Below are 22,396 nucleotides of genomic sequence, written 5' to 3'. Positions count from 1 at the left end.
CACACCCCGCTTAAGGGGCGTGTTCGCCATGGGCGTGACCTCACGCGGGTTGTTAGCCCTGGGCTGCGCGGTAAGCCTCGATAATTTCGCTGTTGACGCGGCCCCGCTCGGAAACGGTGTAGCCGTTGTTCCGGGCCCATTCCCGAATCTGTGCTGCCTCATTGCTGCGTGCGGCGCCCGTGCCGCGGGGGCGCCCGGTGCGTCCGCCGGTTTTGCGGCCGGCATCCACATAAGACTTCAATGCCGCACGGAGGTTCTTCGCATTGTCAGTTGAGAGGTCAATCTCGTATTGTGACCCATCGAGTCCGAAACGGACTGTTTCATCCGCGCTTCCACCGTCGAGATCGTCGACCAGAATGATTTTTACCTTTTGCGCCATGTCAGGCTCCTATGCAGTCAAAGCAGCGGAATGTTTGATAATTCGAGACTACTTCGAGTATGACGCAATTGGTTATGCCGCGTCAAAGCAGAGGAGGCATTTTCAATAACTATTCTTTATTGGCGGGTCCGGCGGCACCACTTGCTGCCTCTGGATCATCGATAGCCAACTGATCGGCCTCGCGTTCGGCTTCAGCAAGGGCTTTTCGCTCGGAACGATCAGCGTTCAACAGCGCCTTCATTGCGAAAAAGAAGAGAGCTGCGACACAAATGGAAGGCAGCAGGACTTCCACATATTCCATGATCTAACCCATTTCCGGCTTTAGGAGGGGAAACAGAATTGTTTCCCTGATTCCAACGTTCGTGAAAAGCATGACCAGTCGGTCGATGCCCAGACCGATGCCGCCCATGGGCGGTGCACCGTACTCCAGGGCGCGGAGGAAATCCTCATCCAGCGCCATGGCTTCCTCATCACCCGCGGCAGCCCGGCGGGACTGTTCCGTCAGGCGTTCACGCTGGATGACCGGGTCGATCAGCTCGGAGAACGCCGTTCCCCGCTCCATCCCGCCGATAATCAGGTCCCAGGCCTCAATCAGGCGGGGATCGTTGCGGTTCGGGCGGGCCAGGGGCTGGGCCGACGGCGGGTAATCGTAAACAAAGGTGGGCTGCAGCAGGGTCGGTTCGACGATTTCCCCGAACAGTTCGACGACGAGCTTCTCGGCATCCCACTTCGGGTCCACCTTGACGCCCTTTTCTTCGGCAATCCGGAGCAGGGTGGCTGCATCCGTGTCCGGGGTGATTTCCGTTCCAACTGCCTCGGACAGGCCCGGGTAGACGGCCAGCCAGCGCCATTCGCCGTCGAGGTCAATGGTTCCGGCAGCGGTTTCGATCTGCCGGCTTCCGGCTGCGTCCGCAGCGTTGAGGATGATCTCCTTGATCCGGTCCGCCATAACGAACTGGTCGGCATAGGCCTCGTAGCATTCCAGCGTGGTGAACTCGGGGCTGTGCGTGGAGTCGACGCCCTCATTGCGGAAGATGCGGCCGAGTTCGAAGACGCGTTCAATGCCGCCGACGACGGCGCGCTTGAGGTACAGCTCGGTGGCGATGCGCAGCGTCATCGGCTGGTCGAAGGCGTTCAGGTGCGTTTCGAACGGCCGGGCGGCGGCGCCGCCGTGGATCAGCTGCAGCATCGGGGTCTCGACTTCGACATAGCCGTGATCGTGCAGGGTGTCGCGGACCGCGCGGATGATCAATGCCCGCTTGTAAACCATGTCCCGGGCCTCGTCACGGACCATCAGGTCGACGTAGCGCTGCCGGACCCGGGTTTCCTCGTTCAGGCCGGCGTGCAGGACGGGCAGCGGACGCAGGGCCTTGGAGGCCATGGACCAGGACTCGGCCATCACGGAGAGTTCCCCCCGGCGGGAGGAAATCACTTCACCGCGGATGAAAACGTGGTCACCGAGGTCAACCAGGGCCTTCCAGTCCGCGAGGGCTTCCTCACCGATGGAGGCCAGGGACAGCATGGCCTGCAGCCGGGTACCGTCGCCTGCCTGGAGGGTGGCGAAGCACAGCTTGCCCGTGTTGCGGATGAAAACGACGCGGCCGGTTACGCCGACGGTCTCGCCGCTGGCCTCATCTGCCTGCAGGTGTCCGTACTTTTCCCGGACCTGCCGCAGGGAGTGCGTGCGTTCGACGCTGACGGGATAGGCTTCGTCGCCGCGTTCAAGCAGCTTGGCGCGCTTTTCCGCGCGGATGCGCATCTGCTCGGAGGAATCGGCTGCTTCGGGAACGGGGCTAGAGGTGGTCACGGTTCTTAAGTCTACCCAGCCGTGCGGCAGGTCCCTGACGGGACTGCCCGGGATCCGCGGTTCAGACCTGCAGTTCCATGTTGTCGATCAACCGGATTCCGCCCACGCGGGCCGCCACGAGGGCCAGTCCGGGGCCTGACAGGGTGTCGTCCGGACCGGCCGGCAGCGGGTCGAGGGTGAGCGGGTCCACAACCTGCAGGTAGTCCAGTTCCACACCGGCCTGCGCCGCGATAAGTCCGGCGGCGGCGGGCAGGTCCAGCGGCCGGCCGGCAGCGGCGCGGTCCCGCAGCTGGCGCAGGGCCGCGGAGAGCACGAGCGCGTTCCGCCGCTGTTCCGGGTCCAGGAAAACATTGCGGCTGGACTCCGCCAGGCCGTCTGCTGCCCGGACGATGGGTACCGGGCGGACTTCCACGGGGAAGTTGAGGTCGGCGGCCATCCGTCGGATCAGTGCCACCTGCTGGGCGTCCTTCTGCCCGAAGTAGGCCCGGTATTCAGCGGGAACGGCCGGCTGGGCGCAGTGCAGCAGTTTCGCGACGACCGTCAGGACGCCGTCGAAATGTCCTGGCCGGGAGGCTCCCTCAAAGCGCGTGCCCAGGCTCCCGGAACTGACCCGCACCAGCGGCAGCCCCCCGGGGTACATGGTTTCCTCGCTGGGAGCGAAAACCAGGTCCACGCCTGCCGCTCCGAGGAGGTCCAGGTCCGCTTCGAGGGTACGGGGGTAGCGTGCCAGGTCCTCAGGGTCATCGAACTGGAGCGGATTGACGAAGATGCTGGCCACCACCACGTCGTTCTCCGCCCGGGCCGCCCGGGCCAGGGCTGCGTGGCCCTGGTGGAGTGCTCCCATCGTGGGGACGAGGCCAAGCGAGGGGCGGTCCTTGCCGGCCGCCGCCAGGAGTTCGGCTGTTGCCTTGCTGAGTTCTGCGGGGGTTGCTGCCAACCGGGGGTGGTTCACCGGGGTCCTTCGGGTTCGGAATTCAATACTTCAATAATGGCCTGTCCCTGGGCATCGCTGAGCAATCCGCGGGCAACTGCCCGCCGGGCGGTGGCCTTGGAGAGCGCCCGGTAGGCTGCGGCCAGGTCCGGGGAGGCCCCTTCGTTCAGGGCCTGAGTGTGAGCCTGGACCGTGCCGGTGTCCCCGCGTGCCACGGGTCCGGTCAGGGCATGTTCCCCCGAGGCGAGGGCGTTCTCCAGTGAAGCCCGCATCAGCGGTCCCAGCAGGCGCGCGGGTTGTTCCACGCCCAGGCTGCGCAGCAGTTCGGAGGACTGTGCTGCGATGGTCACCAGGTGATTGGAGGCGTGGGCCAAGGCCGCGTGATAGGGCACCCGGTCCGCTTCGTCGATGACGATGGGTTCGGCACCCATTTCCACGACCAGCGCCTGGGCGATGGGCAGCACCGCGGTGGGTGCGGTGACTCCGAAGGAGCAGTCGGCCAGCCGGGTCAGGTCCAGGCTCATGCCCGTGAACGTCATCGCCGGGTGCAGCGCCAGCGGAATCGCACCGGCCCGGCGGGCCGGTTCCAGCACCCCGGTGCCGAACCTGCCGGAGGTGTGGGCCACCAGCTGCCCGGCCTGCCAGGCGCCGGTGGCCGCGAGGCCGGAGACCAGGGGCGGCAGGGCGTCGTCGGGCACGGCGAGGAGCACCAGTTCCGAACGTTCAACAATGTCCGGAATTTCGAGGACAGGGACGCCGGGGAGCAGGTTCTCGGCCCGTTCGCGGCTGGCGTCGGACACTGCGGAAACGCCAACGACGGCGTGTTCAGCTGCCCGCAGCGCGGCGCCGAGGACGGCGCCCACTTTGCCGGCACCGATGATGCCGATTCCGAGCCGGCCACGCCGGCGCTGATCAGCGGTGTTCATTCCAGTTCTCCTCAGTCGTGGTGCCGTGTGGGCCGGCAGGCGGCGCCGGCGGCGGGGGCGGCGGCGTCTGCCGGACACCCGGGGTCTCCGGGCCGCCCGGGGCCTTCGGGAGATCCGCTGCAGACACCTCAGGGGCCGGCGGCGTTCCGGGCGGTGTGGCTGCGGATGACGCGTTGGCGTCCCCGGCGGCTGGCGCGGGTCCAGTGGCCGTTTCGCGGTGCAGCCAGCGTTCGGTCCGGTCACGCCGCCGGGCATCGCGCGCCCGCAGGGACTGCTCGTCGAACAGTTCCAGGGCGGCAGCGGCGTCGATCTGGCGGATGCGCGGGGCGACGGGTCCGGGTGTGGAGTGCAGCCGCAGGTCCGCGATCCTCAGTTTCCGGGCCAGCGGCCCCTGTTCCAGGGCCATCGACTGGATCCGCTCATGCGGGACGACGGCGAGGCTCCGCCAGAGGCGTCCGGACCGGCACAGCAGCGCCGTCTGCGTTACGGCAAATCCGCTGCGGCGCCACTGCAGCGGCGCCACCCAGCGGGCGCGGCGCGGCGACACGGTGAATCCGTGGTCCTCCCCGCTGCCGGCCATCCCGGCGGCAAAAAGCCCGCGGGGATCATCCGAGCCGGGATTGGGCAGGACGATGGCCAGGATCTGCATGGTTTCTTCCAGTGTTCCAGCGGGAAGCAGGCGGGTGCGGGCAGCGCCCTCGGACGTGGCGCCGGTTCCGTAGCCGGCCACGTTGACGGAGATGCGGTACCAGCCGGTGAGCCGCCACAGCAGCGGCTGGGAGACAGCGACGGCCTGGATGCGCCCGGGCGGCACGGTCTGGGTCCGGGTGTCCAGAAGTCCGTAGCGGATCCGGATCCCGTCCCTGGAGACCGCGGCGCGGAAGTTCCAGGCGCTGTTGAAGGCGGACCAGTAGCCGCCGGCCACACCGAGGATCACCGGGATGATCACAGCAAGGGAGACACCCGCCCGGGTCACGGCGGCAAGGACCACCACGAAGGCTGTGCCAAGGATCAGGAAGATGGTGTTGCCGGAGAGCAGGGTTGCCCCCACCACCCTTTTCGGCGCCAGGGCGAGGATCGGGTATTCCGGCGCTTCCGACGCCGGCGCCCGCCCGGCGCCGTCGCTGCCGGTGCCGGCCTCCGGTTCAGCCCCGGAGGCGCGGTCGAGGATGGTGGCGCGCAGCGACCGGGCGTCGTCGATCCGCAGGAACGCCAGGCGGACCGCTGATTCTCCGGCGTCCGCGACCTCGAAGCGCAGTTCGGCCAGACCGAAGAGCCGGGCCAGCAAAGGCTGGACAATGTCGATTGCCTGCACCCGGTCCAGGCGTGCCTGCCGGTGCTGGCGGAAAAGGACGCCGGAACGGACCCGGACGTGGTCTGCGGTGACCTGGTAACGGGTGAACCACCAGGAGAGGAAGAAAATACCGGCAACAATCAGGAGCACGGCGAGCAGCCCGAGCACCGCCCAGAGCAGGGGTGTGCCCTCCGGCAGCGGACCGGTGCCGCCCTCGTTCCGGAACATCGCCTCGACCCGGTCGCGGCCCACGAAGTACGCGATCGCAGCCAGGGCAATCCAACCGCGGACCAGCGGGGAGACCGGATGGACCCGTTTCCATTCCGGCTCCGCGGCCGGGATGGTTCCCGGGCGTTCCGGGTTTGGCGGGAGCTGGTTTTCCCGGTCCCCGGACGCGGCAGTCACAGGCCCGCCAGCTGCGCCTCGCCGCGCGCAGACAGGTGTTCGCGGAGCCGTTCACCCTCCGGGGCGGGGAGGCCGGGAATGGTGGCGTTGGTTCCCGGGGCTGCGGTGTGGAGCTTCAGCGTGCACAGACCGAACATCCGCTCCAGCGGGCCGACGCCGACGTCGACGTACTGCATCCGCCCATAGGGGACCACCAGGGTGCGCTGGAAGAAGATGCCGCTGCGGAGCAGCAGGTCCTCCCGCCGCTCGGCGTATCCAATGGCCCGGACCTGGCGCGGCAGCAGGATTCCCCGCCAGATAAAAATAACCAGGAACAGTGCCGGAAGTCCCCAGGCGATCCAGGCGGGGAAGCCACCCCAGATGTCCAGGGAGCGCAGCACCAGGGGCATCGAAACCACCGCGAGGGTAATGACTGCCTCCACGGCCAGGGAAAGCACCCGCAGCGTCAGGTACCGCGGAGAGACCCGCTGCCAGTCCACGCCCTGCGAATCAATGGCTTGGCTACGCATATTCTCCTCCGTTGTCTGGCATGTTGGGGTCGCCGCCGTTTTTGTCCTCGGGAGGCAGTTTGCAGAACCGTTCCACGACCAGGCCGGTGGCGATCATTATGATCCCGCCGGCTGACATGGCGAGCGAGGCCCAGGTCGGGGCATGGTTGGGGCGCATCTCCCAGAGGCCCACCTGGTCCAGGAAGATGCCGCCGTGCCAGCCGAGCAGGAGAGCACCGGCGTAGGCGGTGGCCTGCGCCAGGACCAGGGTCCGGGCCGCTGCGATCGGATCAAGCTGCTTTTCGCGGTTGCCGTCCCGCCACCGGCGGACCCGGAGGCCAAGAAACAGGGTAAAACCGACGATGAACGCCAGCGTAAGGAGGGCCGTGAGATTCAGGACCGGCGCCGGATACCCGTTGCGTGTGGCCCAGGAATTCACCAGCCAGCCTGCGATCCCAAAGACTACGGCGATGACTGCGAGCCAGCGGTACCGGATGGTCCTCACGCGGAATTCACTCCCCCTCGAAGCGTTCAAGCCCGGGCAGGTCAGCGGCCCGCGCAGCCAATTCTGCCACCGGGACACCTTCCAGTACGGCGCCGGGATCCATCCAGGCCCACGGCTGCAGCACAAAGGCCCGCTGTGCGGCCCGCGGGTGGGGAATGGTGAGGTCCGGATCATCAACGTGGTCCGAGCCGTACGTGATGATGTCGACGTCGAGCGTGCGCGGCCCCCAGCGCACCTCGCGTTTGCGGTGGTGCCGGTTTTCGACGTCGTGGCAGTGCTCCAGCAGGGCATGCGGGTCCAGCGTGGTGTCGAAGGCAGCAACCAGGTTCAGGTAGTCGGGCTGCTCCGGTCCGCCCACAGGACGGGTCCGGGCCACCGGGGAGACGTCCACCAGGGTCATCTGCGGATGGCGGGCAAGGGCGGCGACGGCGTCGGAGAGGGTGCTGCGGGACTCGCCGAGGTTACTGCCCAGGGCCAGGATGGTGCGTATCCCGGGGGTGCTCATGCCCGCTCCCGGTGGATCAGGATCTCCACGTCGCCGAACGGGACGGTGATGGGTGCCTGCGGCTTGTGCACCGTAACGTCCACGGCTTCGATGACCTCGAAGGCGGCCAGCACGTGGGCGGCGATCCGTTCAGCGAGGGTTTCGATCAGGTTCACCGGATCGCCTTCGATGATGGCGCAGACCTGCTCCGCCAGCTCACCGTAATGAGCGGTCCGGGTAAGGTCGTCGGCGGCTGCAGCCGGACGAAGGTCGGTGTAGAGCACCAGGTCCACCACGAACCTCTGCCCCTCACGCCGCTCGTGTTCGAAGACGCCGTGGTAGCCGGTGGCGCTGAGTCCGCTGAGCCGGATCCGGTCCCGGGGGGCCGGCGGACCGGCTGGAAGGGACACGGCCTAGCCCTGCCAGGCGGCAGCGACTTTGACGGCGTCGGCATTGGCCGCGACGTCGTGCACGCGCACGCCCCAGACGCCCTGGCTTGCCGCGAGGACGGAGGTGGCCAGGGTGGCGTTGTCTCGCTCCGCCGGAGGCGCCGCCTTGCCGGCCGTGGTCAGCAGCGAGCCCAGGAAGCGCTTGCGGGAGGCGCCGATGAGGACGCGGTGGCCCAGCACGGTGAGGCGGTCGATGTTGCGCAGCAGCGCCCAGTCGTGCTCGGCGTTCTTCGCGAAGCCCAGTCCGGGGTCAAGGATGATCTGCTCCGGAGCCACTCCGGCCTCGTAGAAACGGTCGCGCAGCGACGTCAGTTCGGAAATAACGTCCTCAACCACGTCGTCATACTCGGCCTTCGGATCCTGGCTGCGGACGCTGCCGCGGCTGTGCATCAGGATGTAGGGCACCTTGGTCCGGGCGATCAGTTCCGGCATCCCGGGATCCAGCTCCACCCCGGAGACGTCGTTGATGATCCCGGCTCCGGCTTCGATGGCCTTTTCCGCGGTGGAAGCGTTCATGGTGTCCACGCTCACCAAGGCTCCGGCTTTCACCAGGGCCTGGACCACCGGAAGGATCCGCTGCTGCTCTTCCTCCGCGGTAATCCGCTTGGAGTCGGGGCGGGTGGACTCACCGCCGACGTCGATGATGTCCGCGCCGTCATAGTGCATCTTGAGTCCGGCGCGGATGGCGGCGTCCGCCGTCACGTGTTCACCGCCGTCGCTGAAGGAATCCGGGGTGACGTTGAGGATGCCCATCACCAGAGCGCGTCCGGTGGGCAGGTCCTCGAACCGGCGGGGTTTCACGCCGGGACGGATCACCGGCAGCGGGTTGGTGGCCGGGCCGGTTCCGGGGGTGGCGGCGAGGGAATCCATTCGTAGCGTCCTATCGTCCGAGTATCAGGCTCATTGCTTCAGCACGCGTGGCAGTCTCGCGGAGCTGGCCGCGCACGGCCGAGGTCACCGTCCGGGCCCCGGGCTTGCGCACGCCGCGCATGGACATGCACAGGTGTTCGCATTCGATGACCACAATGGCACCCACCGGCTGCAGGTTATCCATCAGGGCGTCGACGATCTGGGTGGTGAGCCGTTCCTGGACCTGGGGGCGCCGTGCGTAGACCTCCACCAGGCGGGCAAGCTTGCTCAGCCCGGTCACCTTGCCGTCATGCGAGGGGATGTAGCCGATGTGGGCGGACCCGTGGAACGGCACCAGATGGTGCTCACAGGTGGAGTAGAACGGGATGTCCTTCACCAGCACCATTTCCTCATGGTCCAGGTCGAAGGTGGTGGCCAGCAGGTCGGCGGGGCTCTGGTGCAGGCCGGCGAAAATCTCCGCGTAGGACTTGGCCACACGGGCGGGGGTCTCCAGCAGACCCTGCCGGTCCGGGTCCTCCCCGATCGCGATGAGAATTTCGCGCACCGCCCGCTCGATCCGGGGCTGGTCGACCGGCGAGGCGGTATCGGTCAGCTCGGCCAAAATTAGTTCGTCGTCGAAATCGGTCACTGCTTGATCCTACCGTGGACGCCGGAACGGCCCGGACGGCAGCCGGTGTTGATTGGCTGCCGTCCGGTCCTGCGCTATTCGCTGCGGCTGGCGGAGCCGCGGTGGCTTCCCTGGCCGCTGTTTTCGGGCTCAGGGAGCCCGTCATTCGAGACGTCGAAGTCCTGCGGGAGATCGGCGTCGGCGATCTGGTCCTGCGGAGCCACGGTCTCCGGATCCGGTTCACCGGCGGCAGCGGCTTCTGCCCGTTCCCGTGGGGAGACCACGGGCGGGATGTCGTGGACCGGGCGGGTGGGCTTGGACAGCCAGACTTCGCGGAGGTCCCGCTTGCGGACATCGTGGAAGATCTCGGCGATCTCCGCCTGGTTCAGCGTTTCGCGTTCCAGCAGTTCCAGCGCCAGGCGGTCCAGGACGTCCCGGTTCTCGGTCAGGATCTGGTATGCCTCGTCATGGGCGTTGTCCAGCAGGCGCCGGACTTCCTCGTCCACCACGTAGGCCACCTGATCGGAGTAATTCCGTTCCTGGCCCATGTCCCGGCCCAGGAACGGCTCGCCGCCGCCGGAGCCCAGCTTCACGGAACCGATCCGTTCGCTCATGCCGTACTGGGTGACCATCTTGCGGGCCGTGGACGTGGCCTTCTCAATGTCATTGGAGGCACCGGTGGACGGATCGTGGAAGACGATTTCCTCCGCGACCCGGCCGCCCATGGCGTACGCCAGCTGGTCCAGCAGTTCGTTGCGGGTAATCGAGTACTTGTCGTCCTGCGGCAGCACCATGGTGTACCCCAGGGCGCGGCCGCGGGGCAGGATGGTGACCTTGGTGACCGGGTCGGTGTTGCGCAGGGCCGCGGCAACCAGCGCGTGTCCGCCCTCGTGGTAGGCGGTGATCTTGCGCTCGAGTTCCTTCATCACGCGGCTGCGCTTCTGCGGGCCGGCGATGACGCGGTCGATCGCCTCGTCCAGGGCACGGTCGTCGATGAGCTGGGCGTTGGAACGCGCGGTCAGCAGGGCGGCCTCGTTCAGGACGTTGGCCAGGTCCGCACCGGTGAAGCCGGGGGTTTTCTTGGCCACGGAGGCCAGGTCCACGCCCGGTGCCATCGGCTTGCCCTTGGCATGGACCTGCAGGATCTGCAGGCGCCCCTGCATGTCCGGGGCCTCGACGCCGATCTGCCGGTCGAAGCGGCCGGGCCGCAGCAGTGCGGGGTCCAGCACGTCCGGACGGTTGGTCGCGGCAATGAGAATAACGTTGGTGGTGCTGTCGAAGCCGTCCATCTCCACCAGCAGCTGGTTCAGGGTCTGCTCGCGTTCGTCGTTGCCGCCGCCGACGCCGGCGCCGCGGTGACGGCCGACGGCGTCGATCTCGTCAACGAAGATAATGGCCGGAGCGTTGTTCTTTGCCTGTTCGAACAGGTCGCGGACACGGGAAGCGCCCACGCCAACGAACATTTCCACAAAGTCGGAACCGGAGATGGAGTAGAACGGCACGCCGGCCTCACCGGCCACGGCGCGCGCCAGGAGCGTTTTACCGGTGCCGGGAGGGCCGTACAGCAGCACACCCTTGGGGATCTTGGCGCCAACGGCCTGGAACTTTGCCGGTTCCTTCAGAAATTCCTTGATTTCGTGCAGCTCTTCGACTGCCTCATCAGCGCCGGCAACATCGGCGAAGGTCACCTGGGGCATGTCCTTGTTGGTCAGCTTGGCCTTGGACTTGCCGAACTGCATCACCTTGGACCCGCCGCCCTGCATGCGGGAGAGCAGGAACCAGAAGATTACGCCGAGGATGATGATGGGCAGGAAGAGGCCCAGGAAGCTGGTGAACCAGTTGGTCTGGACGGGCTGGTCGGTGAAGCCGTCAACATCGGAGTTGTTCACTGCCTCGACGATGTCCTCGCCGCGGGCCGATCCGAAGAAGAACTGGACGTTCTCGCCCTTGTCCTCGTACGGCTCCCGGAGCGTAAGGTCCACGCGCTGGTCGCCGTCGTAGATCTTCGCCTGCTCCACCTTGTTGTCCCGCAGCAGCTGCAGGCCAACGTTGGTGTCCACCTGGGACGCGCCGGAGTTGGAAAGGTTGGGAAGGATGATCAGCAGTGCGGCCAGCGCCAGCACGATCCAAATGATCGGTCCCTTGAAGAAGTTCTTGGATTTCATTCGTCGTCAGGGCAGATGCCCCGTCCCTCCTGATCAACAACGCTTGATTGTGCGCGGGAATTCGTTGGCTAGCAGTCTCTAGCTATACACCGTCCCCAGAAATACACGGCCCGCGGGGCGCATTAGTTCCCTCTGGGCGTATCCCGGCGGCGTGATTCGCCTCATGAGGATAACGAAAAACCCGCTGCCCCGGTTCGCGGCCGGCAGATCTGCTGCCGGCTGCGGCGGCCCGGGGTCAGCGGGCGGGGCACGAAAGTGCCTTTGGCCTACTCGTAAACGTGCGGCGCCAGGGTGCCGATGAAGTCGAGATTGCGGTACTTCTCGGCGAAGTCCAGGCCGTAGCCCACGACGAACTCGTTCGGGATGTCGTAGCCGACATACTTGACGTCGATGTCCACCTTGGAGGCAGCAGGCTTGCGCAGCAGGGCGCAGATTTCCACGCTGGCCGGGCCGCGGGATTCCAGGTTGGTCCGCAGCCAGGACAGGGTCAGGCCGGAGTCGATGATGTCCTCGACGATCAGCACGTGCTTGCCCAGCAGGTCGGTCTCGAGGTCCTTGAGGATCCGGACGACGCCGGAGGACTGGGTGCCGGAACCGTAGGAGGACACTGCCATCCAGTCCATGGAGACGTGGCTGTGCAGGGCGCGGGACAGGTCCGCCATCACCATAACGGCGCCCTTCAGGACACCGACCAGCAGGACGTCGCGTCCGGCGTAGTCGCGGTCGATCTCCGCCGCCAGCTCCTTGATCCGATCGGCGATCTGTTCCCTGGTGTAAAGAACGTGCTTGAGGTCTGACTGGACGTCGTGTGAATCCACGAATGGCTCCCGGGTACGAGATGTTGCAGCTGAAGTTAGGCGCTGCTCTTTTTCCTAAAAACAAGATTGCCATAGCTTGGGGTGCCTTGGGGAACCGGTTTGCCCCGCACCTGGCGGTAGGCGCTGACCTTACCCACCAGCTGGACCGGTCCTGCTGAGCCCTCACGGCGCAGCAGCGCCTCTACCGCGCGCACGCGTTCCCAGCTGGGCTGGGCACCTCCAAGCTCGACGGCGGCGAGGGCCAGGACCCGCTGGCGCAGGGACGGGGGCAGGCCCCGCAGCGCTTCTTCCGAGAGCAGGATCTCATCCGGTCCGGCGGCGGCCGGGGCTTCACGGCGCAGCCGGGTGTAGGTTTCCGCGGCCTGGACGTCGAGGTAGTCGGCGTCCTGGGCAAGGATCCGCGAACTGCGGTAAAGGGCCTCAGCGATTCCCGGTCCGAGTTCGCGTTCCAGGAAGGGGAGCACGGTGGTGCGGACCCGGGACCGGGCGTAGGCCGGATCCGCGTTGGTGGGATCATGCCACGGATCCAGCTCCTGGGCCGCGCAGATCTCATCAACCTCGGCGCGCCGCAGGCCCAGGAACGGCCGGAGGTAGCGGCCGCGCTGTTCCGGCATGCCCGCCAGGGAGCGGGTGCCCGAGCCGCGGGCCAGGCCAAGCAGCACCTGCTCGGCCTGGTCGTCCAGGGTGTGTCCCAGCAGCACCACGGCTGCCTCCGCGGCATCCGCGGCCTCGTCCAGCGCCTCGTACCGCACGCTGCGGGCGGCCGCTTCCGGGCCCATGCCGGATTCCGGGACGTGCACCCGGTGAACGGTCACCGGGTCCAGTCCCATGGCCCGCAGCTTGGCAGCCGCGGCTTCCGCAACACCGGCGGAACCCGGCTGCAGCCCGTGGTCGACGACGGCGGCGCCAACCCGGTAGCCGCCGCGGCGGCTGAAGAAGCTGGCCGTTTCCGCCAAGGCGAGCGAGTCGGGTCCTCCGCTGCAGGCGACCAGCAGCATCGGCGGCGCTTTGGGATCCGGCATGATCCCGGCATCGCGCAGGGAATCGCGGAGCAGGCCGCGGGCTTTCCCGAGCGTGGGGTTCAGCCGCTGGCGGGGGCGCGGAGCGGGCAGGGAGGAGGTGCTGGAGGAGGCAACTGGAAAGTCGGTCACTGGCGGTTTACAGACCCATCCGCTGGATCCACAGTTCCGGATTGTGGATCTCAGCCTCGGTGGGCAGGTTCCCGGCGCTTTCCCAGACGCGGTTGAAACCCTCCATGCCGGCTGTGTCCACCACGGCCCGGACGAACTTCGAGCCGTCCGCGTACTGGCGCATCTTGGCATCCAGGCCCATGATGCGGCGGAAGAACCGGTCCAGCCAGCGGCGGTTGGCGCCGCGGTCGTTGAAGCGGCGCCGGATGGTCTTGACGCTCGGAATGATGCTGGCGTCCACTGCATCCATCACCACGTTGGCATGGCCTTCCAGCAGGCTCATCACCGCGGTGATGTGGGAGAGGCGGGCCTTGTCCTCCGGGTCCTGGAGCAGCGACAGGACATCAGCCTGCCTGGCGGGTACGCCGTCGGAGGCGGTTTCCTGCTTGTCCGTTCCTGCGGCGGCCGAAAGCTGCTTGGCCAGCTGGCTGATCCGTTCCGGCAGGCCCTGGGCCTTGTCCATCAGGCCGTTGCTGAGCGCGCCGATCTGTTCCAGCATGTGATCGCGCAGCCAGGGGGCGGCAGCGAACTGCACCCTGTGGGTCTGCTCGTGCAGGCAGACCCACAGGCGGAAGTCCGTGGGGTCAACGTTGAGTTCGCGTTCCGTGCTGATGATGTTCGGGGCTACCAGGAGCAGCCGGCCTGCCGTCTTGGCCGGGTTGTCCGAGGCCAGCGCCGCGAACGGATCGTACTGGCCCAGGACCTTGCTGGCCAGGAATGCCAGGACGGCCCCCAGCTCGGCGCCGGTCAGCGCGCCTGCCACGGCCGTGTTGGTCGAATTGACTGCCTCGGGACGGGTTTTGGCCAGGTGCTGCAGCATGGGATTCATCAGGGCCGCGAAGCTCTGGGAGTTTGCCTTGGCCCAGGATGCCCGGTCCACGATCAGCACCGGGGAATCGCGAAGGTTCTCTGCGGCATCGAGCCCGGTGATCCGGTGCACGTGGGCGACGGCGGCGTCAGCCTGCCGGCGCAGGTCCGCGACTGCGTCCTGGATTTCGCGCCGGGACATCTTGGGCCCCGGCGCCACGAGGGTGGCAGCCGTCGCAGCGGCGAAGTCCCAGTTCACCAGTCGGGCGGCGGTTTCATGGCTGAGTTGCTGCTGGTTGCTCTCCATTGCTCCATTCGATCACAGCCGCAGCCCAATGCGCTCCCGCCAACACCAATCGGGTGCGGGCTTACCGGCAGCCGCAGCCGGCCAGCACGGCTGCCGCGGAGTCGACGGCGCTGCGGGCCTCTGCCGTGTTGCCGTCCAGTCCCCGGGCCACCAGCGCGAAGGCCAGGAGCCGCCCGTCCGCATCTGTCACGTAACCGCTGAGTGCGGTGACCTCGAAGAGGGTTCCGGTCTTGGCGCGGACCAGACCGGCCCCGGCGGCGTCGTCGTCCCCGTCGTCGTACCGGCCCTGCAGCGTCCCGCTGAGCCCGGCCACGGGCATCCCGCGGGCGACGGCGCGCAGGCCCTCGTCATTCGCGGTGAGCACCAGCCGGACGGCGTCAGCCAGCTGCCTGGCACTGACCTCGTTCTCCGCTGCGAGCCCGGACACATCCGCCAGTGACATGCCCGCTGTGTCGATGCCGAGGGCCGCCGCCTGCGCCGTCACGGTGTCCACGGCTCCGGTGAAGGATGCGTCGCGTCCGGATGCCAGCGCTGCGGAACGGGCCAGCGCCTCGGCGAGGTAGTTGTCCGAAATCAGCAGCATCTGCTCGATCTGCTCCGCCACTGTCGCGGATTCCACGGCGGCCAGCTGCCGGGCGCCGGCGGGAACGGCGCCGCGTTCGACTCCCTCAGCCACGGTGATGCCGGTTTCGGCGCCCGCGGCTGCCAGCGCGGCGCGGAACGCCTCGGCGGCCGCCAGCGCGGCGTCGTCCTCGCGTTCACCTGACCGGCGGGACTCATCGGTCCACGCTGAATTGACGGCAAGCGGGTAGAGGGGTGCGATTTCGCCGGCTTCCACGTCAGCGGTATTCCAGGCCCCGGAAAGTGACGGGCCGGAGAACAGCGTGTCATCGAGCAGGACCTGCACCGTCCCGGCGGAGCTGCCCAGGGACTTGATGGTCTCTTCAGCGAGCGTGGCCAGGCCTGCCCGGCCCACCACTGCGTCGTCGTCGGAAGCTCCGGAGGCCAGCAGGACGTCTCCGCCGCCGCGCAGCACCAGCTGCGTCCCGCTGTCCGCCGGCCTGGCGTGCACGGTGGTTTCAAACCGGGAGTCCGGTTCCAGTGTGGAGGCGACGGCCGCCGCCGTCAGGATCTTCAGGGTGGAGGCAGGCATCCCGGCAGCCGCTGCATTCCGTTCGTACAGGACGGCGCCGGTGCGCACATCGGTGACGACGGCGGAGACGGTGCCGCTGCCTGCCAGCCCGAGTTCGCCGTCGAGCAGCTCACCCAGAACGGCTGTATCCGGCACGGGCGCCGCGGGGTCCAGGGTAGTAACGAACGGCGTCTGGGTCAGTTCCGCCGGTGCCCTTTGGTAGGTGGGCACGGCTGCCTGACGTTCAACACCCGTACCGCTGAGGGCCTTCAGCACGGGCGGGCCGGCGTAGACGGCCAGGGGAACCAGCAGGACGGCAAAGGCCAGCGCAAGGGCAATGCCGGAGAACATCCTAGCCACGGGCCACCAATTTCCGTCTCGTTTACGTCCCTGATGCCTCAGGGGTTCCGCCTCATCGGCGGCGGTTTGCGAGGCGGCAGGGACCGGGGTGGAACCCGGTAACGCCTCAGGACATATATCTTTAACACTAGACCGGCGCGGTGAGCCAAACGGACATTCCCAAATGGACGGGGAATTCCGGCTGCGCCCATTGTCCGTCAGCGCCTGAAATGCGCTGAAACCGTCTGTCCGTTTGCGTGGCCGCAGGGCCGCTTTCAAGGAGCCGTTATGAAACTCGACGTAACGATCGAGATCCCCAAGGGATCCCGCGTCAAGTACGAAATTGACCATGAGACGCACCGTCTGCGCCTGGACCGCGTGCTGTTCACCTCGATGCAGTACCCGACCCACTACGGCTACTTCGAGAACACGCTGGGCGAAGACGGGGATCCGCTGGACGCGCTCGTGATGCTGCAGGACTTCGACCTGATCCCGGGTGTCCTGGTGGAGTCCCGCCCGATCGGCGTCTTCAACATGGTCGACGACGGCGGCGGCGACGCCAAGGTGCTGTGCGTTCCGGCAGACCCGCGCTTTGACCACATCAAGGACCTGTCCGATGTTTCGGATTTCCTGCTCGATGAGATCAAGCATTTCTTCACCAAGTACAAGGACCTGGAACCGGGCAAGTGGGTAGAAGCCGCTGACTGGGCCGGCCGCGAGGCTGCCGAGGCCGAGGTTGAGGCCTCGCTGGCACGCTTCGAAGCGCTGGGCGAAAAGAGCGAAGAGGACGAGCCGCAGGGCCGCGACGTCGACGCCAACCCCGAGAACAACTAGCGTTTTCAGCCTTCACGGCAAGCGGCCGTCCACCGATCCGGTGGGCGGCCGCTTCGCCGTTCAAGGCCGGTTCCGCACCGACGGGCCCGCTGAATTTGCCGCGCCGCGCCCGATCAACCGTTTTCGGTTGTTTGGTGCCCTTCTCTGGCATGCTGATGCCATGCATTTTGTGCTGACCATCAACCAGCGGGATACCCGGGAGGCGGGAGACCAAGTTCCGGAGCTGCTGCGCTCCCTGCGGCACATCCCTGCGGCCGTGGCGTTCCAGCGCTCAGTGGGAGACGAGGCCCAGGGCATTCTGGCTGACCCTGCGGCGGCCGTCGACGCCGCGCTGACGGCTATCCGCGCACGCCGGTGGCATGTGGGCCTCGGTGTCGGAGAGGTGCGCCGGCCCCTGCCCGCCGATGTGCTGGAGGCAGAAGGGTTTGGCTTGGTTTACGCCCGCAGGGCGGTTGAGCGCGCGCAGCGCACCGGTGACCGGATCCCGCTTGCGGTGGAAGGTCCGGACACGCAGGTCGCCGCGGAGGCCGAGGCCGTCCTGCGGCTGCTGGGTCAGATCGTGGCGGGCCGGACGGCTGCCGAGTGGAAGGTTCTGGACCTGATGACGCCGGGCGCCCGCGGTCAGCAGAAGTACGTCGCGGAAGCGCTCGGGATCACCACCCAGGCGGTCAGCAAGGCCGTGGTCCGTTCGTACTGGGCGGAGGAGTGGGCCACCCGGCCCGCTGCGGCCCGGCTGCTGGACCTGGTGGCAGGGCCGGCGGCGCTGCCGCCGGCTGCACTGTCCTACGGCCGGTAAGGTCCCGCTAGCGGGCGGCTACGAGGCTCTGGAGCACCGCGGCAGCACCGTCTTCGTAGACCGTACCGGTGACCTCTGAAGCCGCGGCGATGACTTCCTGCGGCGACTGGCCCATGGCAACCCCGCGGGCAGCCCAGGAGAGCATCTCAATGTCGTTGCGGCCATCACCCACGGCCACCGTGTGCCGGGGATCAATATTCAGCCGGCGCCGGACCTGCTCCAGCGCGGAGGCCTTGGTGACGCCGGCCGCTGCGATGTCCAGCCACGCGGTCCAGCCGACTGAGTAGGTGACGCCGTGCAGGCCGATTGCCTCAACGGCTTCGCCGAATTCCTCGGCTGTGCTGTCGGTGCTGAAGACCACCACGCGGACGGCCTTGCTCTCCCGCAGGTATTCGAAGTCCACGGCCTGCGCTTCGGCACCGAAACTGGCGTCCTGGAAGCGTTCGGTGGAGAGGAAGCGGCCTTCATGGTCTTCGAGGGCGAATTTCGCGGTGGGCAGCTGGATGCGGAGGGCGTCCAGGGCCGGCCGGGGGTCGAAGACCACGCGGTCCACGATTTCGTATCCCTCCGGCAGTGCGCTGTCCACGCGGAGGGTGACGCCGCCGTTGGAGCAGACGGTGAATCCCTCGGTCAGGCCGATGTTCTTCAGGATCGGCAGGGCCGCACCGAAGGAACGGCCGGTTGAAATGACCAGGTGGTGTCCGGCGTCGATGGCGTCCCGGGCAGCGGAACGCACGTTCGGGGACATGTGCCCGTCGTGGTCCACGAGGGTCCCGTCGACGTCGAGGGCAATGAGGTGGGCGGTATCTGAACGGAGCCGGTCTTCGATGCCGGCTGAAGTGAGAGTAGTCATCGATTTATATAAACAGACCGTCGTGAATACCGGTAGGACGAGGTTCACACTCGGTGCGAACAGCTGGTTAACACCTGCCGTCCCTGCCGGCGCAGAACCGCGCCGGCAGGAGGCTAGAGGACCGGCAGGACTTCCAGGCCGCCCATGTAGGGCTGCAGCGCCTTGGGAACGTTGACCGAGCCGTCCGGGTTCTGGTGGTGCTCCAGGATCGCGACAATCCAGCGGGTGGTGGCCAGGGTGCCGTTGAGCGTGGCGACCGCGCGTGTCTTGCCGTCCTGGCGTTCACGGATGTTCAGGCGGCGGGCCTGGAACGTGGTGCAGTTCGACGTGGAAGTGAGTTCGCGGTAGGCGCCCTGGGTGGGAACCCAGGCTTCGCAGTCGAACTTGCGCGCAGCGGACATACCGAGGTCTCCGGCAGCGGTCTCAATCACCCGGTAGGGCAGCTCCACCTTGGCCAGCATGTCCTCTTCCCAGGCGAGCAGCCGCTGGTGCTCGGCTGCGGCATCCTCCACCCGCGTGTAGGTGAACATCTCCACCTTGTTGAACTGGTGCACGCGGATAATGCCGCGGGTGTCCTTGCCGTGGGAGCCGGCTTCGCGGCGGTAGCAGGAGGACCAGCCGGCGTAACGGACGGGACCGGCAGCCAGGTCGATGATCTCGTCAGCGTGGTATCCGGCCAGCGGAACCTCCGAAGTGCCCACCAGGTACAGGTCGTCTTCGGCGAGACGGTAGATTTCGGCGTCGTGGGCGACGTCGAACCCGGTGCCCTGCATGGTTTCCGGGCGGACCAGCGTCGGAGTGATCATGGGTACGAATCCGGCCTTGATGGCCTGGTCCATGGCCATCTGCAAGAGCCCCAGTTCCAGGCGGGCACCGACGCCCCGCAGGAAGTAGAAGCGCGAACCGGAGACCTTCGCGCCGCGTTCCATGTCGATCGCGCCGAGCAGTTCACCAAGTTCCAGGTGATCGCGCGGGGTGAACCCCTCGGCTTCGAAATCGCGGGGCTTGCCAACCGTCTTAAGGACCTCGTAGTCGTCTTCACCGCCGGCGGGAACGCCGTCTTCAACGACGTTGGCCACGCGCCGGACCAGTGCTTCCTGCTCGGCCTGGACCGCGTCAGCCTCGGCTCCGGCAGCCTTGACGGCAGCAGCGAGTTCCTTGACCTCAGCCAGGAGCGTCTGCTTCTCCTCGCCCTTGGCCTGGGCTACGCGCTTGCCGAAGGCATTCTGTTCCGCGCGCAGCGTTTCGTAGCGGGTACGGGACTCACGCCGGCGGGCATCAGCCGAAATGATTGCGTCCACCAGCTCCGGATCGGCCAGCCGGGCGCGCTGGGAGGCTCGGAACTTCTCGGGATTTTCGCGCAGTTCATTAACATCGATCACGTCTCAAGGGTACCGAATACCATTTGCCGGAATGGCATGTCCTGCTACGGCTAGTCTGGAGGGCACCATGCCTGCCGAATTAACCGTGATCCTGCTCCTCGCTACCGCCGTCCTCGCGTCCCTGGCCACCTGGCAGGTCAGCTCCCGCCGGCACCGGCGGCAGCTCGCCGCGGAACGCATCACCCGTCCGCTTGCGGCACCCAACCAACGGGTCGCCATAGTCATCAACCCGGTCAAGGCGCAGGCCGGCCCCGCCCGGACAGCCCTCGCCGAGGCCTGCGAGCTCGCCGGCTGGGAGCCGCCGCTGATCCTGGAGACCACCGTGGAATCCCCCGGCTTCCGCCAGGCCCAGCAGGCCCTGGCAGCGGGAGCCGACGTCGTCCTGGCTGCGGGCGGGGACGGCACCGTCCGTGAGGTCGCCCGCGCTGTCGCCCACTCACCGGCGGCCATGGGACTGCTCCCGCTGGGCACCGGCAACCTGCTGGCCCGGAACCTCGGGCTGCCGGTGAACGATCTGCACGGCAGCATCCAAACAGCACTGCACGGCGCCGAGCGCCGGATCGATATGGGCCGCATTGCGCTGGAGAACTCGCGCACCGGCAACCATTCCACTAGTAATTTCCTGGTGATGGGCGGGATCGGGCTGGACGCGGAGGTCATCGCGGCGACCCGGGACGAGCTGAAGAAGCGGGTGGGCTGGCTGGCCTACAGCGAAGCCGGCGTGAGGCTGCTGCCCGGGCCCCGCCGCCGGATGCGGGTCCAGGCAGACGGCGGTGTTCCGCAGGTCCGGAAGGTCAGCAGCGTCGTCTTCGCGAATACCGGCCAGCTGCCCGCGGGAATCGATTTCATCCCCTTCGCCGCAGTGGACGACGGCATGCTGGACATCGTGGTGCTTAGTCCGCGCACGGTGTTCGGCTGGGCGGCTGTTCTAGGCAAGGTTGTCACCCGGAACCGGCGGGAACTTCCGGTGATTGAGTACCAGCGGGCCCGCACGGTAACCGTGAGCACGGAGGAGCCGACCATCACCCAGCTCGACGGCGACCTCAGCGGTGCGGCAACCAGCGTCACCGTGACGGTTGACCCGCAGTCGCTGCGGGTCCGGGCCTTGGATGCCGGACAGTCCGGCAGACCCGCTGCCGGACCCGCGGCCTAGGGCAGCGGGTCCGGTGGCTGGTTCAGTCCCGGACCAGCTCAGCTCTGCCAGCACAGTTCCGGGCCGGCCGCGGCCGGAGGGACCTCAGTCCTGGGTGCCCTCGGAATCCGTGTAAGCACCCTCGGTTTCCTTAGATCCGGCAGTCCCGTCCTGGCCGTGGCCGCGGTTCTCCTTGTGGCCCCGGCCTGCGGGCGGCTCTTTGGATCCTTCGGCGTCGGTATATTCGCCCTCATCGTCATCCCGCCGCACGGATTCCGGGGAGGCCTGTTCACGGATGAGTTCCTGCTCTTCGGCGAAGCGGATGTCATTGCCCTGGTCCGCCGCGTCTCCGCGCCAATTATCATCGCCCGTGGACTGGCCGCTGGGCTTGGGGTTCTTGAGCTGCTCTTCTTCGTTCGGGTACTCGCTCATGGTCCGCCTTTCGTTGGCTGGCTTGCCCGCACGCCTCCCGGCATCGGGTCTATAAGCATACTTACCATAGGGAGGCACGCAAGTGGGTGCTATCCGCCGAGCATCTGGCGCACAGCCGTCTCGGAGGCAGAGTAGCCCGCAGCCGGGATGACCTCCCCCGCGAGGAACCGGTCCACCACGCGGGGGTCGACGTAGGACTTCCGGGCAACGGCCGGGGTATTGCCCAGCCGTTCAGCGACCTCCCGGATGGTCGCAGCCACAGCCTGCTGCCGTTCCCGCTTGGTGGCCGCCCGGCTGCCCGTGCGCGCCAGTCCCATGGCGGCAGAAACCGTCGCCTGCCAGGTCCGGAAATCCTTGGCCGTGAAATCTCCTGCGGAAACCTCCCGCAGGAAACCGTTCAGCTGGGCTGCATCAATGCTGTGCCACCGGTCATCGGCGCCCAGGTAGGCCAGGGCGGTATCCGCTTCGGGACGCGCGAGCATGGGCCGGACAGCCGCCACCAGGTCTTCGTCCTCCAGCTCCACATGCCACTCCTGCCCGCTTTTGCCGGGAAAGTGCAGGAGCAGGCGCGTGCCGTCCAGCCGGACATGGTCCGTGAGCAGTGTTGTTGTTCCGTAGGAGCCGTTCATTTCTGCGTAGCGGGATCCGCCGACCCGCAGGGCACCCGAATCGATGATGCGCAGGGCAGCCGCGAACGCCCGCTCCGGCCCGTTCCCCTCGGAGCGCAGGTGCGTGGTGATGATCCGCCGGCCCCCCGGGAGGGCCTCGGCCAGCGCCAGTGCCCGGTCGAACTTCTCCCGGTCCTTCAGTTCACGCCAATGCGGGTGGTAAATGTATTGGCGCCGGCCAGCAGCATCCTGCCCGGTGGCCTGGATGTGGCCGTTGGGGTAGGGGCTGATCCAGACATCCGCCCAGGCCGGCGGGATGGCCAGGCCCCGGATGCGCCGCAGTTCCGCGGGATCGCGCAGCACCTCCCCTGCCAGGCCGCGGTAGCTGAACCCTTTGCCCCAGCGGCGCCGGGTGTAGCCGGGATGTTCGCAGTTGCTGCGGCGCAGGCGCGGCAT

24 protein-coding genes are annotated in these 22,396 nt (G+C 67.3%); 3 read left to right on the top strand and 21 right to left on the bottom strand.

From position 1 onward, the window contains the following. Positions 1-52: 52 nt before the first annotated feature. From ArtHe_RS15415 to dacB, 17 genes are all read right to left on the bottom strand, one after another. Entirely contained in the window at positions 53-379 is a 327-nt protein-coding gene (locus tag ArtHe_RS15415) for an Lsr2 family protein (RefSeq protein WP_066300705.1), read from the bottom strand. A 109-nt stretch (positions 380-488) separates the two neighbouring features. Continuing rightward, positions 489-680 (bottom strand): hypothetical protein, encoded by a 192-nt coding sequence (locus ArtHe_RS15410; protein WP_248317741.1) that lies wholly within the window; start codon positions 678-680, stop codon positions 489-491. A 3-nt stretch (positions 681-683) separates the two neighbouring features. Continuing rightward, on the bottom strand, positions 684-2,138 hold the full coding sequence (gene lysS / locus ArtHe_RS15405; protein ID WP_248319823.1) for a lysine--tRNA ligase: 1,455 nt from the start codon (positions 2,136-2,138) through the stop codon (positions 684-686). Positions 2,139-2,247: 109 nt separating this feature from the next. Continuing rightward, a complete protein-coding gene (gene panC / locus ArtHe_RS15400; protein ID WP_248317739.1) occupies positions 2,248-3,138 on the bottom strand; it encodes a pantoate--beta-alanine ligase in 891 nt (296 codons plus the stop codon). Next, positions 3,135-4,043, bottom strand: coding sequence for a DUF2520 domain-containing protein (locus tag ArtHe_RS15395; protein WP_248317737.1), 909 nt, complete (start codon positions 4,041-4,043; stop codon positions 3,135-3,137). Before ArtHe_RS15395 ends, panC begins: the two co-directional genes overlap by 4 nt. Beyond that, positions 4,030-5,742: a PH domain-containing protein gene (locus ArtHe_RS15390; RefSeq protein WP_248317735.1), complete on the bottom strand. Its 1,713-nt coding sequence runs from the start codon at positions 5,740-5,742 to the stop codon at positions 4,030-4,032. Before ArtHe_RS15390 ends, ArtHe_RS15395 begins: the two co-directional genes overlap by 14 nt. Next, positions 5,739-6,251, bottom strand: coding sequence for a PH domain-containing protein (locus ArtHe_RS15385; protein WP_248317734.1), 513 nt, complete (start codon positions 6,249-6,251; stop codon positions 5,739-5,741). The genes ArtHe_RS15390 and ArtHe_RS15385 overlap by 4 nt, the downstream gene beginning before the upstream one ends. Next, entirely contained in the window at positions 6,244-6,735 is a 492-nt protein-coding gene (locus ArtHe_RS15380) for a DUF3180 domain-containing protein (RefSeq protein WP_066300683.1), read from the bottom strand. Before ArtHe_RS15380 ends, ArtHe_RS15385 begins: the two co-directional genes overlap by 8 nt. A 7-nt stretch (positions 6,736-6,742) precedes the next feature. Further along, on the bottom strand, positions 6,743-7,240 hold the full coding sequence (gene folK, locus ArtHe_RS15375; protein ID WP_248317732.1) for a 2-amino-4-hydroxy-6-hydroxymethyldihydropteridine diphosphokinase: 498 nt from the start codon (positions 7,238-7,240) through the stop codon (positions 6,743-6,745). Next, positions 7,237-7,629, bottom strand: coding sequence for a dihydroneopterin aldolase (gene folB / locus ArtHe_RS15370; RefSeq protein ID WP_248317731.1), 393 nt, complete (start codon positions 7,627-7,629; stop codon positions 7,237-7,239). The genes folK and folB overlap by 4 nt, the downstream gene beginning before the upstream one ends. A gap of 3 nt (positions 7,630-7,632) precedes the next feature. Next, positions 7,633-8,538 carry a dihydropteroate synthase gene (folP, locus tag ArtHe_RS15365; protein WP_248317730.1) on the bottom strand — a complete coding sequence of 302 codons (906 nt, stop codon included), beginning with the start codon at positions 8,536-8,538 and terminating at the stop codon, positions 7,633-7,635. 10 nt (positions 8,539-8,548) lie between these two features. Further along, the gene (folE, locus tag ArtHe_RS15360) at positions 8,549-9,166 is read right to left on the bottom strand and encodes a GTP cyclohydrolase I FolE (protein ID WP_066300673.1); all 618 of its coding nucleotides are present in this window, start codon (positions 9,164-9,166) and stop codon (positions 8,549-8,551) included. Between the two features lie 74 nt (positions 9,167-9,240). Further along, positions 9,241-11,310 (bottom strand): ATP-dependent zinc metalloprotease FtsH, encoded by a 2,070-nt coding sequence (ftsH, locus tag ArtHe_RS15355; protein WP_066300672.1) that lies wholly within the window; start codon positions 11,308-11,310, stop codon positions 9,241-9,243. A gap of 266 nt (positions 11,311-11,576) precedes the next feature. After that, entirely contained in the window at positions 11,577-12,128 is a 552-nt protein-coding gene (hpt, locus tag ArtHe_RS15350) for a hypoxanthine phosphoribosyltransferase (RefSeq protein ID WP_066300669.1), read from the bottom strand. A gap of 35 nt (positions 12,129-12,163) precedes the next feature. Next, positions 12,164-13,279 carry a tRNA lysidine(34) synthetase TilS gene (tilS, locus tag ArtHe_RS15345; RefSeq protein ID WP_248317729.1) on the bottom strand — a complete coding sequence of 372 codons (1,116 nt, stop codon included), beginning with the start codon at positions 13,277-13,279 and terminating at the stop codon, positions 12,164-12,166. Between the two features lie 7 nt (positions 13,280-13,286). Next, on the bottom strand, positions 13,287-14,432 hold the full coding sequence (locus ArtHe_RS15340) for a zinc-dependent metalloprotease (protein ID WP_248317728.1): 1,146 nt from the start codon (positions 14,430-14,432) through the stop codon (positions 13,287-13,289). 61 nt (positions 14,433-14,493) lie between these two features. Beyond that, positions 14,494-15,915, bottom strand: coding sequence for a D-alanyl-D-alanine carboxypeptidase/D-alanyl-D-alanine-endopeptidase (gene dacB, locus ArtHe_RS15335; protein WP_248319822.1), 1,422 nt, complete (start codon positions 15,913-15,915; stop codon positions 14,494-14,496). A 276-nt stretch (positions 15,916-16,191) separates the two neighbouring features. Between dacB and ArtHe_RS15330 the strand changes: the two genes are divergently transcribed. Both ArtHe_RS15330 and ArtHe_RS15325 read left to right on the top strand, forming a co-directional pair. After that, positions 16,192-16,737: an inorganic diphosphatase gene (locus tag ArtHe_RS15330; protein ID WP_248317727.1), complete on the top strand. Its 546-nt coding sequence runs from the start codon at positions 16,192-16,194 to the stop codon at positions 16,735-16,737. A gap of 160 nt (positions 16,738-16,897) precedes the next feature. Further along, complete coding sequence (locus tag ArtHe_RS15325; RefSeq protein WP_248317726.1) at positions 16,898-17,533, top strand: hypothetical protein; 636 nt, start codon at positions 16,898-16,900, stop codon at positions 17,531-17,533. Between the two features lie 7 nt (positions 17,534-17,540). Here ArtHe_RS15325 and ArtHe_RS15320 read toward each other — a convergent pair whose 3' ends face one another. Next, the gene (locus ArtHe_RS15320; RefSeq protein WP_248317725.1) at positions 17,541-18,386 is read right to left on the bottom strand and encodes an HAD family hydrolase; all 846 of its coding nucleotides are present in this window, start codon (positions 18,384-18,386) and stop codon (positions 17,541-17,543) included. A gap of 113 nt (positions 18,387-18,499) precedes the next feature. Further along, positions 18,500-19,768 (bottom strand): serine--tRNA ligase, encoded by a 1,269-nt coding sequence (gene serS / locus ArtHe_RS15315; RefSeq protein ID WP_248317724.1) that lies wholly within the window; start codon positions 19,766-19,768, stop codon positions 18,500-18,502. Between the two features lie 67 nt (positions 19,769-19,835). On the opposite strand from serS, the gene ArtHe_RS15310 reads away from it, so the two are divergent. Continuing rightward, the gene (locus ArtHe_RS15310) at positions 19,836-20,921 is read left to right on the top strand and encodes a diacylglycerol kinase family protein (RefSeq protein WP_248317723.1); all 1,086 of its coding nucleotides are present in this window, start codon (positions 19,836-19,838) and stop codon (positions 20,919-20,921) included. Positions 20,922-21,005: 84 nt separating this feature from the next. Here the strand turns inward: ArtHe_RS15310 and ArtHe_RS15305 are convergent, their stop codons facing one another. Both ArtHe_RS15305 and ArtHe_RS15300 read right to left on the bottom strand, forming a co-directional pair. Then, positions 21,006-21,332, bottom strand: a complete 327-nt coding sequence (locus tag ArtHe_RS15305) for a hypothetical protein (protein ID WP_248317722.1) — start codon at positions 21,330-21,332, stop codon at positions 21,006-21,008. 89 nt (positions 21,333-21,421) lie between these two features. After that, the gene (locus ArtHe_RS15300) at positions 21,422-22,396 is read right to left on the bottom strand and encodes a DNA topoisomerase IB (protein WP_248317721.1); all 975 of its coding nucleotides are present in this window, start codon (positions 22,394-22,396) and stop codon (positions 21,422-21,424) included.

This window comes from Arthrobacter sp. Helios (assembly GCF_023167125.1).
Lineage (GTDB): Bacteria > Actinomycetota > Actinomycetes > Actinomycetales > Micrococcaceae > Arthrobacter_B > Arthrobacter_B luteolus.
Note: the sequence above shows the minus strand (reverse complement) of the source record. Positions and strands in the feature narration are given on the sequence as shown.